The following is an 18,790-nucleotide window of genomic DNA, read 5'->3' on the forward strand; positions in this document are numbered from 1 at the left end:
ACCTCGCCCCGCACCCCTTTCGCGCCTTTTGCTACAAATTTACGGAGCGGTGCGGCGGCACGGAATCCCCTCAGCGATCGTCAGAGCTCCCCGCCGCCAGTCGACGACGGACTCTGGGACGACGAACGCCCTCAGCCCCTCGAACCGCCGTCCCGAGCCCCGGACATCCGGACGGGGCAGCGACCCGAGGCCCGACGGGGCCATCCACAACCGGACACCCTATCGAAATAATATCTCCACACGAGAAAATTTATACGATTCCTGAAGATTCCCCAGAGATTCGACGGCCAAAGGCAACCCGGGTGACCTCAAGAATGAGACCGTCTCGACCCGGAGCATCACGACCACCGGGCGCGACACCCGCACACAACACCTGACCGACGAAAGATCCATCAGTCATCCACGATGGCACCTCGGAGGCCGCGACAGAGGCGTCACTCGCCGCACCAGTCGTCGCAGAACAATTTTCCCCGCGAGATGGACAAAAACCGGCAAGCTACGAGGTTCGACGGCACAGTTCCGTCTTGGATCAGACTTGTCGGACCGCCGATGCGGGACGGGGAGGGTGTTCGGGGGCACCTGCCGCGTCGGCGGTCCGACCGCGACCGACCGCGAAGCACCAGCCCCAGCGCCGCTGGTGACCGCGGTCGTGTCATCCCCGGCCGACTCAGGCCGTCTCGTTCAGGCCGTCTCGTTCAGGTTCGCTGCCTCCCATGTTCTTCCGCGTCTGGTGCGCCGAAGCCTGCGGGCCCGGGAACCGGCCATCGAAGCGGCATCCGTCCGCGCAGCGACGAATTGTCGGTGGCGCCCGCTACGTTCACGCCATCGGGGAACGGCCCGACCACCAGGAGCAGTCGATGGTCGCCGGCCGCTACAGATGACGACGATCGGGAGCGATGCAGTGACGGACATGGCGGCCTTCGCTGGCCCTCCGAACCCTGCTCAGTACTGGGCGACCCGCAGGCCCCTGCCCCTAGGCAGCGGCCCTGCCTCGGCCGCCGATCGGATGCAGGCTCCGGCGCCGGTGCTGGGCGCTCTCGCGTTGGCCGTCGCGGCGGTGCTGCCAGATCTCGCCGGGCGGGTACCACTCGGGCCGGCCGCGAAGCTCGGGCGCCTCCGTGTGCAGGCGATCGAGGCCGGCATCCGGCCTGGATCGCGGCGGGCCGGGGCACCGCCGCCACGGCAATGGCCGCTCGGCGTTCAGGTGGGCCAGCGCGGGCCGATGCCGCCGCGACCCGCGCCCACCCCGCGTGTTCCCGGGTCGGGGGTGCGTGTGCCTGGGCCAGAGGTATTCGTGCCGCCGTGGCCGGCAGGCCCCGCAGAGTCGCCTGTCCTGCGGGCTCTGCGCGCGCTCGGGTCACCACTCGTCAACCGTCTGCTCGGCGCGCTGGAGCTGGCCGTCGACGTCCTCCCCACCGCGGGCGCCCCGACCGGGGTGGCCGGGCTCCTGCCGCCTCCGCCGTCGGGCTCGGTTCTCTACGCCGGTGTCTATGTCGGCGAGGACGATGAGGCGGGCCGGGCCGTCATCACTCTCGATCAGATCCGTCGCGGCGCGACCACGCTGGTGGCGGACCTGACCTGGGCACTGGCCGGGCATCCTCAGATCGCACCGCTGCTGACCGCCGCACCCGACGCACCCGCACCCACGCCCGAGGCACCCGCACCCGCATCCGCATCCGCATCCGACGGACCAACCATGCCGACCCGGGACGCGGCCGCTGCCGAGGCGGCGGTGGCGGCGCGGCATGGTGCGGCCCATCTCGCCCTCGGGGTGGCGGCCGCCGCCGTGGTGCTGCGCGAGCTGGCCGTGCCCGGCGTCGGAATCGACGCAGCGGCGGTGATCGGTGTCGGGCTGGGCGCGGCGGTCGAACTGCTGACCAACACACCGATGCCGCCCGCCTACGCGCAGGCGGCACTCGCCAGGCGGCGCGCCGAGTATCTGCTGCCACGCACGGCGCACGGGCAGGTCCAGCTGGCCGGGCACTGCTTCGGCCTGTTCGAGGGCGCCTTTCCGGTGGCGGCGGTTCCCGGCGACGGTGCCTTCGCCGGCAACGGCCTGGTTCAGGTGGTCCCTGGCGGCGCTGTCATCCGGGCCGGTTCCGCCGCCGCGGTCGTCCACGTGACCATCAAGGTCCTCGCGGGTCCACCGGAGCAGGTCGAGCTCGTCGGGTGGGACGAGGTCGTCGACGTGAGCTGGACCGCAGCGGCCGGCGCGGCCTCGGTGCTGGGCCCGGCACAGCCCGGGGCGCCGGTGGAGCCGGGCGGCCTCGCGCAGCAGACGCCCCCCTGGCCCGGCGAGTACCGGCTACGGGTACACGCAACGGGCCGGGACGACGCGGTGGAGGCGGCGGGGGCGGTGGACGCGGGGGCGGTGGACGGTGACGTTGCCGCGACGCAGGCACTGGCGCCAGCCGGCGGATACATCGTAAGCCGCACCGAGTCATATCTGCTGACGGTGTGGGCTGCGCCAGCCACCGCCCCGATCATGCACAAGCGGACCGACCGCCTCGGTTACCGGCTTCGCGGGGAGCAGGAGCCGGCGACCCCGCCACGGCCGGAGAAGAGCTACTCCTGGATCGGGCGAAGCGGCCTGAGCGAGGCCGCCACGATCACCGTGATCACCGGCCTGGGTCTCGATGACGTGGTGCGTGCGTTCCAGGCCGACCCGCAGTCGGCCACGACCCTGCAGTCGGCCCGGGACCAGGCCGGCCACCGGTTCTCGGTGTCCTTCCTCGCCGTGGACGGCGCCGTGCTCGCCGTCGAGGACAACGGCTTCATGGGCAGCGCCGCCGAGGTGCTGCGCCCGCTGTCTGCGCAGGGCCGCGCGGCCAGCATCTTCTGGAACATCAACACGGTCCGACGGCTCAACCTCGCCGAGGGCGGCGAGCTGCTCGCCACGCTGGAGCTTCCCCACGACGGCCCGGTCCCCGCCGCCGCAGCGCCCTATCTCGCCGACCTGGATCTGGCCGACTACCGTGACGGGGCCGCCAAGGGCTTGGCCGCCGTCGCACGCTTCACCGGATACCAGGTCCGACCGGCCGACCTCACCCGCATCGAAGAAGCCGACCGCGCCTACCTCATCCGGTCGTAACGCCCCGACATCCGCCAGAGGCTCGCCGTCAGCACCGCGCGCCGGCACGGTGCTGGCCAGCACCATGCACTCCAGCACCATGCACTCCAGCACCGCGCAGGCCGGCGACGCGCTCCTGCCGGCATCGCCCCACACCGGCAGGAGCGCAAAAAGAGCCAGTCTGCTCGCGGAGGAACGGCTGGGCGCAGACAGCTTCCGGACAGCGGGGTCGGCGCACCGCCATCACCGCGCCCGCATACAGTGTTGCCTGTTCCCGGCGGTTTCCTTTCCGGATTCCGCCGGAACGGTACGGCGGCCGCTTGTGGTGGCATTGTTTACGGCAGGATCAGGAACCGGAACGCGGCGGCGGCCCTCCTGCGGTGAGGCACCGAACCCCGCCGCCACAGGTGAGGGTGAATTCGATGTCATCGGATGCCGGCGTGACCGCCCGCACCACTCCGCTCGGCAGTGGCGACCCTCGCCAGCTGGGTTCCTACCAGCTGCTCGGCAAGCTCGGCCAGGGCGGAATGGGCACGGTCTACCTGGGCCGGTCGCAGCAGGGCCGACTCGTCGCGATCAAGGTGATTCGTGCCGACGTGGCGGACAACCCCGAGTTCCGTGCCCGCTTCTGGTCGGAGGCGGAGACCGCGCGCAAGGTCGCCCGGGTCTGCACCGCGGAGGTGCTCGAGGCCGAGCCGCACGCCCCGCAGCCGTACCTCGTCACCGAGTTCATCGAAGGCGAGACGCTGGCCCGGTTCATCACCCGCAACGGCCCGCTGGCCGCCGCCAACCTCGAGCAGCTCGCGGTCGGTGTCGCCGCGGCACTCACCGCGATCCACCGCGCCGGCATCGTGCACCGCGACCTCAAGCCGTCGAACGTGGTGCTCTCCCCGTTCGGCCCCCGCGTCATCGACTTCGGCATCGCGCGCGCCCTCGACGCCGCAACGAGCATCACCGGCGACCTCCAGCAGCTCGGGACGCCCGCCTTCATGTCCCCGGAGCAGATCCAGGGCGGGGCGGTCACCCCGGCCGTCGACATCTGGGCCTGGGGTGGCCTGGTCACCTTCGCCGCGACCGGCCGTTACCCGTTCGGGGAGGGCACCTCCCAGGTGCTGCTCTACCGGGCGCTGAATGACGATCCCCAGCTCGACGGCATCGACCCGGCGCTGCGTCCCATCGTCTGGCAGGCGATGCGCAAGGATCCGGCGGGCCGGCCCTCCGCGCAGCAGCTGATGCTCCGCCTGCTCGGTGACTCCGCCGCGGACCCGGACGCCACTGTCGACCCGAGCCAGGTCACGCACGTTCTCGAAGGCTGGGACCTTCAGGCCGCCGCCGGTGCCGCGCTCGGCGCCACACCGACGCCCCGGTCGCCGACGACCGACCCGCGGGCAGGCACGGGCCGGCACGCCACGGCCGGCGCGCAGACTCCCGATGACCGCACCGCCGTCACCGCCCTCGCCAGCGGCGCCGGAGTCGGGGCTGGAACGGGCCCCGGGGCCGGCACCGAGACCGTGGATACTCCGACCCAGTCGCGGACCCGGGTCGGCGGATCGCCCACGGGCGGCAGGCGCCGCACCGCGATCGCCGTCGGCGGCGCCGCGGCCGCGGTCGTGGTGGCGGTCGCCGCCATCCTGATCACGCAGACCGGCGGCGACAAGAAGGACGACACGACGACCGTCGCCGGCAGCAGCAGCGCACCGCCACAGAAGTTCGCCCTGCCGCAGGCGAAGGTTCCGCTCGATACCGAGACGATGGTCTTCGCCACCAAGGACAGCGGAAACTACGACCTGTACACCGGCCGGCTGCCGGACCAGGGCGAGCTCACCGGCGTCAAGAAGATCACGACCGCGTCCCAGGACGAGCTGCTGCCCTCGATCAGCAGGGACCGCCGGACGGTCGTCTTCTTCCGCGAGGAATCCGAGACCGAGAACGCCCTGTACGCGGTGGCAGCGGACGGTTCGCAGGACCCCGTCAAGCTGTTCACCAGCGGTGCGGCCGAGAACCTGACCATCGCCGACGACGCCCGGCCGTCTCTTTCTCCCGATGGGAAGTTCGTGGTCGTCAGGTCGACGACCAACGCGGACGGCCTGCCGGACGCCGGGCTGTACGTAGCCAGGCTCGACGACGGCAAGGTCTTCCGACTCAACACCGCCCAGCAAGCGACCGACCCGGCCTGGTCACCGAGCGGCGAGCGCATCGCCTACTGGGCCTCCGAGTCGGAAAGCGACCGGGGCTTCATCGTCACGATCCTGGCCACGCCCACCTCCACCCCGACACCGCTGACGAAGGGGCAGGGCAATCGTGATGCCGACCCGACGTTCTCCCAGGACGGCCAGCGGATCGCCTTCAGCCGCCAGGAGAAGGACGGGGATCTTGAGATCTACCAGATGAACACCGACGGCTCCCACGTCACCCGGGTCACCGCTGAGAAGGGGCAGGACCAGGACCCCGCCTACTCCCCCGACGGCAAGTGGCTGGTGTTCACCGGCGAGCGGGGTGGTGCGCCCCGCAGGATCTTCCTCACGGACCCGGCTGACACGACCACGCCGGATCGTCAGCTGACGACCGTTCCGAGCTTCCACGTCCGCTGGTCGACCGGCTGATCTCGCCATCGCCACGGCCGGGCCGATGCACCTGATCGGCCCGGCCGGCGTCGCCGGGCTCGGCCATGCCGGCTTGGACCAGCCGCCAGAACTCCGGACCCCCACCCGGCCCGGCGCCACTGTCGTGTCGCCGCAGGACAGCGTCCTTGAGAGCGACGAAGTGAGGGGAGGGTTCGGCTCCCGGCCGACTCTCCCCCACCGGCACGGCGGCCCGAGGTGGGTGCCCGCCGGCTTCCCGCAGCCAGCCGTGGCGAAGCACCGCCCGCAGCATCGGCACGGCGATCGCTCGATCCAGCCACAGGACGACGTCCTGCAGGGTGCGGTGCACCGCTGTGACGGTGATACCGCCCAGATCTGTCACCTCTGGCGGGGCCAGCGTCATGAGGTGGCGGCGGCAGCCGCGTCGGCGCCGCACCGCAACCGCGGGATCCTCGAACGCGACATCCACCGGCTCCGCGGCCTGCCACGGCGGTAGGCCGGGGACGCCGTGCAGCCGGGCCGCGGTCAGTAGGCAGACCACGCCGCCCGCGGCGGCCAGTGCGGCTCGGGCATACGCACGCACCCGATCGCGCACGGGCGGGACGAGCAGGGTTCCCCGGATCGGAGCCCACCAGCCACCCGTGCGCCGGCGCGAGGCGATCGCGGCGTCGGACATGCCGAGCCGCCGGGCCTCGCACCGGGTGACCATGTCGTCCTGCCGGCGGGCGAGGGCGACGACGTGTGCATAGGCATCGGGCATGGGCCGAGTCTGCGGCGCCGAGCAGCGGCCGGGCGGCCGACGCCGGCCGCTGTGGACGAACGAAAGTGGAACCGGCTTATCCACCGGGCCCGCGACCGCACGGCTCGCCGGAGCAGCGGACGTCGGCGGACCAGCGACCGGCGGACCGGCGGACCGGCGACCGGCTCGCCGGGCACCGGCTACCAACTATCGGCCACCGACGCCGTCTGCCCGCCGCCCGGGAGCGGGAACGCCGAAGGGGCGACGCCCGCCCGCATGGTGCCGGGTGAGCGTCGCCCCTTCGAATTCGTTGCTGTGTGCCCCGCGGACACCGCGGGCCGGCGGCCCGCCGCGGGTGCGCCCGCGTCAGCGCGTGGGAGCGGCGGCCGGACGGCGCTTGTTGGTCTTCGGGTCCATCCTGCGGACGAGCAGGGAGGTGACCACTACGCAGACGACGCCGACAGCGAGCGCGCCCCCCATGTCGATCGCGAACTGGGTGGTCGTGAACCTGTAGAGCGGGTCGGCCGGAAAGTCCGGGTTCAGCGGGCCTCCGAAGCCGGAGATCTTGTTCAGGTCGATCACCGAGGACAGCCCCGCGAATCCCCATCGCGCGGGCGCGATCCAGCTGGCCTGCTCCAGGCCGGCCGTTCCCTCCGCGGGCACCAGACCGCCGGAGAACACCAGCTGGGCCATCGTGATGAGCACCAGCAGCGGCATCGTCTTGTCCGCGTTGTCGACCAGCGCCGAGATGACCAGACCGAGCATGGCGGAAGCCAGTGACAGCGCGATCACGGCGACCATCGCCTCGAAGAACGGGAAGCCGAACAGGCCGTCGCCCATCTTCCGGCCGGCGAGACCGATTGTCGTGAACACCGCGGCCTGCAGGGTGGTGATGAGGATCAGCACCACGATCTTCGAACCGATGTAGGCCGTTCTGGACAGACCGATCGCCCGTTCTCGGCGATAGATGGGTCTCTCCTTGACGATCTCTCGCACCGAGTTCGACATACCCATGAAACAGGCACAGAGAGTCAGAACCAACAGCACGGTGGGTGCGTCTCTGTTGGGCTCGGTGTCGGATATGAACACCAGGTCCCCGGGAATCGCTCTGGGAATGGCTCCCAGCAGGAACGGGAACGCGATGATCAATCGGAGGTACGACTTGTCGGAGGCGACGACGGCCATCATTCGTCTGCTCAACGTGACAAGCTGGGACACCACTGACTGTTGCCGGATCGACGGCAGGTCCTCCGGCGCGGGCCGCGCGGAGGGAGCGGTGACCGACGCCGGCACGTACCACCGCGACTGGCGGAAGCGGGCCGCGGACTCGGCCCCCGGGGTCGCCTCCAGCGTGAGGAAGACGTCGGGGTAGTCCCTGGCCTGGAAGAAGGGCAGCGCGTCCGCCGGCGGGCCGAAGTAGGCCACGTAGCCGCCGGGCGCCAGGACCAGGACGTAGTCGCAGAGGTCGAGCTGGGCGACGCTGTGCGTGACGACGATGACCGTTCGGCCGTCGTCCGCCAGCTTGCGCAGCGACTCCATGACGTTCTTGTCCATGCCCGGGTCGAGGCCGGACGTCGGCTCGTCCAGGTAGAGCAGGGTCGGCTTGGTCAGGAGCTCCAGGGCCACCGAGGTCCGCTTGCGCTGGCCACCGGAGAGCCGCGAGACCTGGGTGTTCGCGTGGTGGGTCAGCCCCAGCTCGGCGAGCACCTCGTCGACGCGCTGACGGCGCTCGGCCTTCGTCGTGTCGGGCGGGAACCGCAGCTCCGCACCGAACTCGAGCGCCTTGCGGACGGTCAGCGAGGTGTGCAGGAGGTCCTCCTGCGGCACGTAGCCGATCCGGCGGCGCAGCTCGTCGTACTCGGAGTACATGTCCCGGCCGGCGTAGCGGACGTTGCCCTTGTCCGCGGGACGGAACCCGGTCAGCGCGTTGAGCAGCGTCGACTTGCCGGCACCCGACGGGCCGACAACGCCGAGCAGCGCACGCCCGGGAAGCTTGAAGGTCATGTCGTGCATGAGCTGCTTCTCGCCGGCCCAGACGTTGAGGGCGTCGACCTCGAAGCTGACGTCACCGGAGTCGAGGTACTCGACGAGCAGGTCGCCTTCGAGCTGGAAGACGTGGTGGCCGACGGCGATCACGTCGCCCTGGTTCACGTTCGCCCGGTTGATACGACGGCCGTTGACGAAGACACCGTTCGCGGACTCGAGGTCGGCGATCTGCAGGCCGGAGCGGCCGATGTAGAGCTCGGCGTGCCGCCGTGACGCGAGCAGGTCGGTGATGACGATGTCGTTGTCGCGGGCGCGGCCCATCGTCATCGTTCCCGGGCGCAGCCGGTAGGTGGTCCGCCGCTCGTGCTCCTGGTCGAGGCTCGTGGAGCCGGACGGGGTCTGCGCCGGGTCGTAGCCCTGCTGCGGGGCGCTGCCGCGGCCGGCCGGTACGCCCTGCCCCACCTGAGCCGACTGCCCACGCCCGCCACCCTGGCCTCGGGTCGGCGCGGTGGGCCGCGGCGGCTGGTAGTTGCTGGAGCCCGGGAGCATGGTCTCCATCTCGTAGGCGCCCGGGTCGTAGTCGCTCTCGCCGTACCCGCCGCGACCGGCCGGGAACTCGGGCATGACGACGACCTCGGGGCCGCTGGGCGTGCCCAGCCTGAACCGGACCTCGCCCTGGACGCTCACCGACTCGGGCATCCGCTGCCCGTCCACCCAGGTGCCGTTGGAGCTGATGTCGCGGACGGACCAGCCCGCGCCCGTCTGCTCGACCAGGAGATGCCGGCGGGAGACGCGACTGTCCGCGATGACGTAGTCCGCGGTACGGGCCCGGCCGATGATGAACGGCTCACCTGCAGGCACAGTGGCGGCACCGGCCTCGGTGACGACTCTCAGATACGTCGTCTGCACGTCTCTCCCCCTTCGCGACGGGACGCAGGCCGGGATGCCCCGCCGAAACCCTCTTCAGCACGTCGTCCGGATCGGTCTCCGAACAGGACGGGCAACGGTGCCACCACCGATGGATCCTCACTACCTTGACCGATCTTGCGGGATGTCGCAGATCGTAGCGTTGCGCACCGACCTTGATCCAGCCCGGGTGACGCGGACACCGTCGAGCGGACCGCCTCAGCCGATTCTGGGGTCGACACCTCTAACCTTCCTCACGTCGTTCGTTCACGCCCGGAGCCTTTCCTATCCTGCCGGCACCGGATCCGTGACCGGGTGTGGCAAGTCAGGCACGGCCACCGACGAGGCGGGCCGCTCCGCGCGCCACCGACAATGCCTGCTGGGAACTGTCGGAAGCTACTTCTGTCGCCGATCTGACCCGCTACCGTACGCGCCCGACCGAGGGGCCGGGCGGCCGATCGCACCGGCCGTCGGGAGGCCCGCGTCGGCGCCGCCTGGGCTCGCCGCGGTGAGCCCAGGCCGCCGTCGCGGTCCCGGCGGACGCTCATCCGCACCCCCGAAAGGGGGACCAAATCGGATGATCCACCCAGATCGACCACGCCGCGTGTCTCATTTGCCGCCGGTCGACTCGGGAGCCGCCGGGAGCGTGACGTCCTTCGCGGTTGCGGTCAGTGACAGCCCGTCCGCCCCCGTCGATGCCTGGACGATGTTCAGGTCGAACGGCAGCCCCGCGATCGGGATGGGTATCGAATCAATGGAGACGCCGCCCGGCAGCGGGATCTCGAACCCAAGCACCTTGATCTCGGACGGAATGAGGGTGAGCTTGTTCTCGTCGACCTGGAAGGTGGTCACACCGCCGACCTGCTGGCCCGCGACACTCGCCGAGATCTCCACCTTCTTGCCACCGTCGACCGGCGTGACCTTGGTGGGTGGATCCTGCTTCGCCAGGTACGTGTTCAGGTCGTCATAACTGATCCGGACCGTCGCCCGGACATCGTCCACCGGGACCTCTCCGATGTTGTCCGAGATCGCGTCCTTGAAGGGGACATGAAGACCCTTCAGATTCGCGTTGACGGATGATATCCGCGGACCGGGCGTCGGAATTCCGTCGATCGTCACACCGATGTTGGTGAACTTGCCGAACAGCACCTGGGTGAGGAACGGGAACCCGCCGATCGAGACCTTCCGCACCGTCGGCTGGGTGTCACCCGGCTCCAGGCTCGCCGCGACGCTTTCGGCGATCTGCTTTTCCATCTGGTCCTTGGCGATCGCGACCGCCACCCGGTCCGCCACGACGAAGAGCACCAGCAGGACCACGACGACGAGCGTGAGAACGCGGCCACGACGCCGTTTGCGACGGGCGGGCGGCCCGGCCGCCGCACCGTCGCCCTGGCCACCTCTTCCCGGGTCGCCACCGGAACCTCCACCCGGCCCCCCGGGCGGCTGCTCGGCGCTCAGGCCCCCGGCCAGCACGTCGGCCTCCGCGGGACCACGACCCGCCTCACCGAACCCACCGCCGCCGGGAACCGGCCGGACATGGCCGCCGCTGTCGGTGTAGCTACCGCCGGTGTGCGCGGGCCGGTCGTAACCGGGCCCCGGGCGCTCGAACGACGTCGTGGCCCGGTCGGGAGCCGGCGTCGGCGCCGACCAGTCGTAGCCCGGACCCGGCTGGCTCTGACCCGGAGCGGGCTGGTTGTACCCCGGGGCGGGCCGGCGGTCATAGCCGAGACCCGGCGGAGCGAGGCCAGGCTGGGCATGCGGCCCGGACTGCTCGGGGGCCGCCGGCCGGCCACCGGCGGCCCGCGGGACACTCCCCCGCCTGACCACCGTGGTCGCGTCGCCGGGCACCGCGTCGCCGAGCACCGCGTCCCCGAGCACCGCGTCGCCGAGCACCTGGGTCGCGCCGCCGGCCGGGTCGTCCTGATCGCCCTCGTCCGCGGGGCGCACCGGGCGGCCGGGGCGGAACGCGTCCGCGGGCGGCGGCGGGCCCGCGGGCCGGAAGGAGGCGGCGGGCGGCGGGGGCGCCGAGGGAGCACCGGGCCGCGCCCGACGCTGCACGTCCTGGGTCGGCCGGGTTCCGTGCTCGCTCCCGGCGGGCCCGCCGGGAGGCATGACATGGGTGACGTCCGCAGGGTCCTGCGCGTCGTCGTCGCCGCGGCCGTGGTTCACCGGAACATCTCCCGCTCCGCGCCGCACCGGGCCCCCCGGCATGGCGCCGCCGTGTCACAGTCGGTCATGTCGAAGAGCGTCCGACCCGCCAACCGGCGTCCAATCCGTCGGCCCATCAAAGGATGGTCGCACGTGGAAGGGGCGGACAGTGAAGTCGGGTGCGATCATCTGTGTCTCGCCCGTGTCGGATTTCCGACCCGCCGGCACACCAGTCACGCACCGTCCCGAGACTTTGTGACAAGCCGCCCAATCCGCTGACAGCGGGTGATGGGCAGAGCGGGCGGAGTGGCGCGGGCAGCGTCGAGGCAGGGCAGCGTTGAGGCAGGGCAGCGTCGAGACAGGGCAGCTTGGGGCGGGCTCAGACCTCGAGGGGCAGCTGGGTGTTGGCTCGCCGCCGCCGCGCCGCCGGCGCGAGCCGGAACGCGGTGCCCCCAGGCGCGGCGAACGCGTCGAAGAAATGATCCGCGACGGCGTCGGGCAGCAGCGGTCCGGCGGGCCCGACCCGGCCGTCGATGACGACGGTGCGCAGACGGATGCCCTGTGCCGCGAGCAGCGGCGCCATCGACTCGCCCATCGCCGCGACGCCTGCCTTGCCGACCGCGAGCGCGAACCGGCCCGCCGCCGGCTCGCTGCGCGGGCCCGCGACCGTGAGCATGATGGTCGCTCCCGGCCGGTCCGCCATCAGCGGCGCGGCGATCTGCACGGACATCAGCGCCCCGGTCACGTTCACCGCGAGTGTCTGGTTCATGGAGTCGGCCCGCACCGAGAAGGCCGTCCCCCGGATACTCAGCTTCGCGTTGTAGACGAGGACGTTGAGGCCACCGATCTCCGCCGCGAGCCGGCTGACCGCCACCGAGAACGCACGTTGGTCGGTGACGTCGGCGACGGCGCCGGCGATCGGATGCCCCGCTTCGCCCAGTTCGGCGCTCACCCGGGAGATGGTGTCGGACGAACGTGAGATCACCCCGAGCGCGAAGCCCTCACCGGCGAACCTGCGCAGCAGCGCCGTTCCGAACGCGGCACCCGGGCCGACGACGACCAGCCCTCGGGTCGCCCCGGCGCCTGTCGCCGCCCCGGTCCCGGTCGCGGCCTCGGCAGCGCCTACCGCAGTCCCGGTCGCGCTGCCGTCCGCGGCATCCATCGTGACCGCGCCGTTGTCCATGCAGCCATCCTGACGGGCGCCGACGGGGGCCGTGGCGCGATGTCCCTCATTCGCCCGGTCGGGGCCCCGATCCGGTGCTCACGCGGTCCCTCCGGCCTGCGTCCTCGACGCGACCGGCACGGCGGGCACGGGTCCTGGAGCGGCTTCGGCCGACCGTGCGACGCCCGGCGCGCAGCCCCTGGGTGAGCAGCCGGCGGCGCCGCGGCACCCGGCCGCGACCATCGCCGCCCCTGCGCTCGACCGGCCGGGCGCCGGCCGCGGAGCGGCCACGTCTGCCGCGGGCGGTGGTCGCGGCGGTGGCGGTGGCCGCCTCCGCGGCCGCCTGCCGGGCCGCCGCGTTCCTGGCTCGGGTGGGTGCGGCCTTGCGGTAGGCGATCAGGAGCGCGGTCAGCACCAGGCCGACCACCATGGAGATCAGCAGCAGCGCCACAATGACGGCGGCGAATGTCCTCACCCGGCCTATGTACCCCTGGTACCAGGTACGTCACTCCCGGCGGCGAAGGTCGGCACCGAGGAGTGAACGGCACCCAGGGCGCTACTCGGCCTGCGGCGCGGCGCTACTCGGCCTGCGGCGGAAGCAGAATGCCCGGGTTGAGGATGCCGGCCGGGTCCAGCGCGGCCTTCACCGCGCGCAGCACCGTGACGCCCACGTCCCCGATCTCGGCCCGCACCCAGGGCCGGTGCTCCGTCCCGACCGCGTGGTGATGGGTGATCGTCCCGCCGTTCGCCATGATCGCGTCTCCGGCGGCCTGCTTCGCCCGGCTCCAGCGGGAGATCGGGTCGGGTCCCTGGGCGCAGACGATCGTGAAGTACAGCGATGCTCCAGCCGGGTAGACGTGCGAGACATGGCACAGCACGACGGCCGGTGACCCGTCGGACTCGATGGCGTCGGTCACCGCCCGGCCGACGGCCGCGTACAGGCGCGCCACGTCCCGCCAGTAGGCCGCGGTCTCCAACGTCTCGGCGAGGATGCCCTCGTCGAGCAGCGCGTCGCGCAGGTAGGGCGCGTGGAATCGGCCGGCGAGCCAGTCCTGCCCTACTCCCTCGCCCAGCGGCAGGCCACCCGCGGCGGTGATCACCGTCCCGACGGCGGTGGCTCGCTCGGTCACGTCCGCGTCGCCCCCCTCGTAGCCGGTCAGCAGGTAGCAGCCGGCGATCACGGGCAGCGAGGTGGGGGTCACCGCCGACGTCGCCGGGACGGTCACGTCCGTCCCGGCGGTGACGGCGTTGGCCAGGCCGGCGGCGGTCTCCACCTCGTCGGAGAGCCGGCAGACCGTGGGCAGCAGGTCCCGTTGGGCCAGCTCGCGCAGCAGATCCAGCCCGGCGGCCAGGTTCGCCACCCGCCAGCCCTCGAACCGGCGGCGCCGCGGCAGTGGCCGCACCCGGACCCTGACCTCGGTGATCACCCCGAAGGCCCCTTCGGAGCCCAGCGCGAGCTGGCGCAGATCGGGCCCGGCGGCCGAGGCGGGCACCCGCCCCGGCTCCCAGGTGCCCACCGGGGTCGCCACCCGAAGACCGGTGACGAGCTGGTCGAACCGGCCGTAGCCGGCCGAGGCCTGGCCGCTGGAGCGGGTCGCGGCGAAGCCGCCGATCGTGGCGTACTCCCAGGACTGGGGGACATGCCCGAGGGTGAGCCCGTGCTCGGCCAGCAGCGCCTCCGCGGCCGGCCCGCGCAGCCCCGCGCCCAGTACCGCCGTGCCCGACACGGGATCGACCTCGCGCACGCTGTCGAGACGGCGCAGGTCAAGAGCCACGACACCGATGTGGGCATCCGCCGGTACATCGGCCGGCGACGTCCCGGTCGGTGTGCTCGGCACCAGCCCGCCGACGACGGACGTCCCACCGCCGAACGGGACGACGATCACCCGGTGGTGGGAGCAGATCCGCAGCACGGCCAGGACCTGGGCGTGATCGGCGGGGACGACCACGACATCCGGCGCGTCCGAGGCGTCGCCGGCGCGTAGCCGCAGCAGGTCGACGGTGGAGCGCCCCCGGCAGTGGCGCACCCGTGCCTCGCGGTCCTCCAGCACATGGTCGGCGCCCACGACGGCACGCAGTTCGATCAGCACCTCGACCGGGAGCCGCGCCGGGGCGAGGATGACGTCCGCGAGGTCCACCGGCGGGCTCGGGCGTGCCGCGATGCCGAGTGCGGCGAGCAGATCGCGGACGGCGGCGGGCAGTGGATGGTGTGCCTCGGCCGCCCCCCAGCCCCACCAGACCGGATCGCCGCCCGGCGCGTCGCTGTGCTCCCCCGACTCGGACGTCATCTGCGCTCCCGTGCCCGCTCGTCCGCTCTGCCTGGATCGAGACGGCGCCGTCGATACACTGTGACACCTGACGGCACAGTGTCACATACGATCGCTTCGGGAGCACCCTCAACACGGCGGACCGGCACAGCGGCGGGGGAGGAGCAGGACCGATGGATGGACCGACCCACCCACCCCCCGGCACCGCCGCACCTGCCGCCGCCCAGCGCCCCGCGACGTCAGCCGTTCCCGACGATGTCGTCCTCGACGCCGCGGCGGCGTTGTTGATGACCATCGGGGTGCGCCGGACTACCCTCGCCGAGGTCGCCCGGCAGGCCGGCGTCAGCCGGATGACGCTCTACCGCCGCTGGCCCGACCTGCGCTCGCTGGTCCGTGACGTGATGACCCGTGAATGGGCTCGGATCGTGGTGCCGGGGGCGATGGCAGCCGGCGACGGCACGGCCGGCACCGATCCGGCCGCGACGCGCGCCGAGCTGGTGCGTTCCCTGGTCGCGACCGCGCAGGCCTTCCAGTCCAATCCGCTGTTCCTGCGGATCTGTGCCACGGACGGCGAACTGCTGGCGCCCTACATCCTGGAACGGCTGGGCACGACCCAGCTGCTCGTGCTCGACCTGCTCCGTGAGCGCCTCGCCGCGGCGCGGGCGGTCGGCGCCGTGCGGGCCGGTGACCCGGCGGCCCAGGCGCGGATGGTGCTGTTGGCGACGCAGTCGTACGTTCTCTCCGCGGGCGCGCTGGGCGACGAGGTGGCCAGGGAGGCCCTGGCGCACGAGCTGTACCTGATGTTGGACGGATATCTGTCACCACCGGAAGGTCCTCCTCCGGTCGTCGAGAGCCCCCCGCCAGGCGGGAGCCGGCCGGCCGAGCATCGCGAGCACCCTGGAGCGCAGAAATGACCGGTCTTCTCGAACGCGCGTCGCTGACCGCCGAGCGCCGCACCCGCGAGCTGGCCGAGCTGGCGGGCGGTGAGGTCGTCGACCTCCTCGTCGTCGGCGGCGGCGTGACCGGCGTCGGGGTGGCGCTCGACGCGGCTTCGCGGGGGCTGTCCGTCGCCCTGGTCGAGGCCCGTGATCTCGCTTTCGGCACGAGCCGGTGGAGCTCGAAGCTGGTGCACGGCGGGCTGCGCTATCTCGCCTCCGGCGACCTGCGGCTGGCACGGGAGAGCGCGGCCGAGCGCGAGATCCTCATGCGCCGCACCGCGCCGCACCTGGTGCATCCGCTGCCGATCGTGCTGCCGCTCACCCCGGACGTCCCGGCCACCTCGGCGCTGGTCACCCGCGCGGGCCTGGGCTTCGGCGATCTGCTGCGCCGCGGCGTCCGGACGCCGAGCACGGTGCTTCCGCCGCCGCGGCGGCTGTCCGCGGTCGAGACGCTGGGCATGGTCCCCGGCCTGCGCGAGGCGGGGCTTCGCGGTGGGCTTCTCTACTGGGACGGGCAGCTCGTCGACGACGCCCGGCTGGTCGTCACGATCGCCCGGACGGCGGCGGCGTTCGGCGCCCGGATCCTCACCCGGGTCCGGGTCCTCACGGTGCGGGACGACGCGGGCACGGGCCCGGACACAGACAGGGGAACGGGCACCAGGACGGCAACGGGAGCGGGCGTGCGCTCCGGCGGTGGTCTCGGGCCCGCCCCGATCGCCGTCCAGGCACTCGACACCCTCACCGGGCGGCACTGCCGGCTACGGGCCCGTGCCGTGGTGAACGCGACCGGGGTCTGGGCGCCGGGCCTGGCGCCGGAGATCCGGCTGCGGCCCAGCCGAGGGACCCACCTGGTGCTGCCCGCGGCGGTCTTCGGCGGCACCCCCACCGCGCTGTCGGTGCCGATTCCCGGCGAGCGCAACCGGTACGCGCTGGTCCTGCCGCAGGGTGACGGCCGGGTGTACGTGGGTCTGACCGACGTGCCGACCGACGAGGTCACCGAGCTGCCCGTGCCGGACCACCAGGAGATCACCCAGCTGCTGAACGTGGTCTCCGGGGTTCTGGCCACCCCGGTGGATCGTGCCGACCTGCTGGGGGTGTTCGCCGGCCTGCGGCCACTGCTGGACGGACCGGACGGGCGCACGGCAGACCTGTCCCGCCGGCACACCGTCCACGTCGGGTCCAACCGAATGATCACCGTCGTCGGCGGCAAGCTGACGACCTACCGGAGGATGGCCGAGGACGCGGTGGACGCCGCGGTCGCCCAGGCCAGCCTGGACGCCGGCCCCTGTCGGACGGGCCGGCTCCCGCTGGTGGGCGCGGCCTCCCGCCGCACGCTCGCCAGCGTGCCGGCCCCACGCCGGCTGGTCGCCCGCTACGGCACCCAGGCGCCGGCCGTGCTGGAACTGGCCCGGCACGACCCGCGGCTGCTCGAGCCGATCACCGCCGGGGTGGACGTCACCCGCGCCGAGCTGGTCTTCGCCGTACTTCACGAGGGCGCCCTCGACGAGGGTGACCTGCTCGATCGGCGGACCCGCATCGGGCTCGTGCCCGCCGATCGGGCGGCCGCGCTCGACGCGGCCAGGGACGCCCTGTCCTACCGCGCCGCCCACACCAGCTGAGCCGCCCGCACCGCCGCCTGAGCCGCCTGCCGCCGGTCAGGTCACCTGTCCGGGCGGTCAGGCGCGGTCAGCGGTCAGCGGACCGTGGTCGGCGGACCGTGGTCAGACCAGCGTGGTCAGACCACCGTGTCGACGGTCAGCGCCGCGACGCGCTCAAGGTGCGCCGTCGGGTCGCCGAACGCCCCGTACAGCCGGCGCGCCCGCTTGTAGAAGAAGTGCGCGTCGTGCTCCCAGGTGTAGCCGATGCCACCGTGGAACTGGATCATCGTGCTGGTCGCGTCGCGCGCCGCCTGGCTCGCCTTCGCCTTCGCCACGGCGACCGCCAGCAGCAGGTCGGGCAGCTCCGCGTCGATCGCGTACGCGGCGTACATCACCGCGTGCTCGGCCATCGTCACGGCGACGTGCAGATCCGCGAGCTGGTGCTTGAGCGCCTGGAACGAGCCGACGGCCCGCCCGAACTGGATCCGTTCCTGGTCGTAGCGCACGGTCCTGGTGAGCGCCTCACGGGCGATCCCGGCGAGGTCGGCCGCGGTGAGCACCGCGCCGCGGCGGAGGAGATCGTCGAGAACCGCGGTCGACGACCCGGGCAGCCGGCGCGCCCGCACCCCGTCCAGGGCCAGGGTGGCGAGCCGGGTGGTCCCGTCGTAGCTGGTCAGCGGCGTGACAGTCACCCCCGGTGCTCCCGGGTCAACCAGGTAGAGGCCGACAGCAGACCCGACGTCGGCCCCAGCGCCGGTGCCGGATGTGGCGGAGGTGGCCGCCACCCGCCCCGGCTCGGTCGCGGCGACGACGACCAGGCCCGCCACCTCCAGGTACTCGACCGGCGACGCGGTGCCGGTGAGCAGGCCGGCCTCCGCAACGGCGTCGGCGTCGGCACCGGCACCGGTGCCGGTGCCGGCGGACGGCGCGGACTCCCCTTCCGGGACGCTGGCCGTCACCGCGACGCCACTGGCGTCATAGGCCCGGCCCGGCCCGCGCAGGGCGACCGTCGCCACCAGCTCGCCGGAGGCGAGGCGCGGCAGCAGCTCGGCGCGCTGCGCGTCCGAACCGGCCAGTCGGACGGCCTCCGCCGCCAGCACCGTCGGCAGCCACGGTCCGGGCGCGACACCGGCGCCAAGTGCCCTGGCCACCACCTGGGCGTCGAGGATGCCGAGCCCGAGCCCGTCGAAGCTCTCGGGAACGCAGACGGCGAGCCAGCCCTGCTCCCCGACCGCCTTCCACAGCTCCGGCGGGTGCCCGTCACCGGCGGCGTCCTCGAAGACCGCCCGGACGGCGGTCAGGCCGAAGCGGTCCGCCAGGAAGTCCCGGACGGTGTCGCCCAGCGCTCGTTGCTCGTCAGTAAGCGCGAAGAACACTTCAGTGATCCTTCCGGA

The 18,790-nt window shown here is 72.6% G+C and carries 11 protein-coding genes; 4 read left to right on the forward strand and 7 right to left on the reverse strand.

The genetic code is table 11. The features are described 5' to 3' along the window. The first annotated feature begins 910 nt into the window (after positions 1-910). Together AWX74_RS31625 and AWX74_RS31630 are read left to right on the forward strand one after the other, a co-directional pair. Positions 911-3,091, forward strand: coding sequence for a DUF6461 domain-containing protein (locus AWX74_RS31625; protein ID WP_226932150.1), 2,181 nt, complete (start codon positions 911-913; stop codon positions 3,089-3,091). 401 nt (positions 3,092-3,492) lie between these two features. After that, the gene (locus AWX74_RS31630) at positions 3,493-5,673 is read left to right on the forward strand and encodes a protein kinase domain-containing protein (RefSeq protein WP_091284247.1); all 2,181 of its coding nucleotides are present in this window, start codon (positions 3,493-3,495) and stop codon (positions 5,671-5,673) included. On the opposite strand, the gene AWX74_RS31635 is transcribed toward AWX74_RS31630, so the two are convergent. The 6 genes from AWX74_RS31635 to AWX74_RS31660 form a co-directional block, all read right to left on the reverse strand. Beyond that, a complete protein-coding gene (locus tag AWX74_RS31635; RefSeq protein WP_091284249.1) occupies positions 5,591-6,412 on the reverse strand; it encodes a hypothetical protein in 822 nt (273 codons plus the stop codon). The two genes, AWX74_RS31630 and AWX74_RS31635, sit on opposite strands and share 83 nt — an antisense overlap. A gap of 345 nt (positions 6,413-6,757) precedes the next feature. Further along, positions 6,758-9,286, reverse strand: a complete 2,529-nt coding sequence (locus tag AWX74_RS31640; RefSeq protein ID WP_091284251.1) for an ATP-binding cassette domain-containing protein — start codon at positions 9,284-9,286, stop codon at positions 6,758-6,760. 606 nt (positions 9,287-9,892) lie between these two features. After that, positions 9,893-11,452: an LmeA family phospholipid-binding protein gene (locus AWX74_RS31645; protein ID WP_091284253.1), complete on the reverse strand. Its 1,560-nt coding sequence runs from the start codon at positions 11,450-11,452 to the stop codon at positions 9,893-9,895. 358 nt (positions 11,453-11,810) lie between these two features. Then, a complete protein-coding gene (locus AWX74_RS31650; protein WP_091284255.1) occupies positions 11,811-12,614 on the reverse strand; it encodes an SDR family NAD(P)-dependent oxidoreductase in 804 nt (267 codons plus the stop codon). Positions 12,615-12,660: 46 nt separating this feature from the next. Then, positions 12,661-13,068, reverse strand: coding sequence for a hypothetical protein (locus tag AWX74_RS39210; RefSeq protein ID WP_131799591.1), 408 nt, complete (start codon positions 13,066-13,068; stop codon positions 12,661-12,663). Positions 13,069-13,171: 103 nt separating this feature from the next. Further along, positions 13,172-14,881, reverse strand: a complete 1,710-nt coding sequence (locus AWX74_RS31660) for an FAD-binding oxidoreductase (RefSeq protein WP_091284258.1) — start codon at positions 14,879-14,881, stop codon at positions 13,172-13,174. Between the two features lie 152 nt (positions 14,882-15,033). Here AWX74_RS31660 and AWX74_RS31665 point away from each other — a divergent pair, with 152 nt between their 5' ends. Together AWX74_RS31665 and AWX74_RS31670 are read left to right on the forward strand one after the other, a co-directional pair. Further along, positions 15,034-15,774, forward strand: coding sequence for a TetR/AcrR family transcriptional regulator (locus tag AWX74_RS31665; RefSeq protein WP_091284260.1), 741 nt, complete (start codon positions 15,034-15,036; stop codon positions 15,772-15,774). Beyond that, positions 15,771-17,417 (forward strand): glycerol-3-phosphate dehydrogenase/oxidase, encoded by a 1,647-nt coding sequence (locus AWX74_RS31670; protein ID WP_091284262.1) that lies wholly within the window; start codon positions 15,771-15,773, stop codon positions 17,415-17,417. Before AWX74_RS31665 ends, AWX74_RS31670 begins: the two co-directional genes overlap by 4 nt. A 116-nt stretch (positions 17,418-17,533) precedes the next feature. On the opposite strand, the gene AWX74_RS31675 is transcribed toward AWX74_RS31670, so the two are convergent. Then, complete coding sequence (locus AWX74_RS31675) at positions 17,534-18,772, reverse strand: acyl-CoA dehydrogenase family protein (protein WP_091284264.1); 1,239 nt, start codon at positions 18,770-18,772, stop codon at positions 17,534-17,536. Positions 18,773-18,790: the final 18 nt, after the last annotated feature.

This window comes from Parafrankia irregularis, assembly GCF_001536285.1.
Classification (GTDB): domain Bacteria; phylum Actinomycetota; class Actinomycetes; order Frankiales; family Frankiaceae; genus Parafrankia; species Parafrankia irregularis.

Bases quoted from the DNA above. Each gene is read 5' to 3' on its own strand.
- AWX74_RS31625 (WP_226932150.1), top strand. From the start codon at position 911: ATGGCGGCCTTCGCTGGCCCTCCGAACCCTGCTCAGTACTGGGCGACC.
- AWX74_RS31665 (WP_091284260.1), top strand. From the start codon at position 15,034: ATGGATGGACCGACCCACCCACCCCCCGGCACCGCCGCACCTGCCGCC.
- AWX74_RS31630 (WP_091284247.1), top strand. From the start codon at position 3,493: ATGTCATCGGATGCCGGCGTGACCGCCCGCACCACTCCGCTCGGCAGT.
- AWX74_RS31670 (WP_091284262.1), top strand. From the start codon at position 15,771: ATGACCGGTCTTCTCGAACGCGCGTCGCTGACCGCCGAGCGCCGCACC.
- AWX74_RS31660 (WP_091284258.1), bottom strand. From the start codon at position 14,881: ATGACGTCCGAGTCGGGGGAGCACAGCGACGCGCCGGGCGGCGATCCG.
- AWX74_RS31650 (WP_091284255.1), bottom strand. From the start codon at position 12,614: ATGGACAACGGCGCGGTCACGATGGATGCCGCGGACGGCAGCGCGACC.
- AWX74_RS31635 (WP_091284249.1), bottom strand. From the start codon at position 6,412: ATGCCCGATGCCTATGCACACGTCGTCGCCCTCGCCCGCCGGCAGGAC.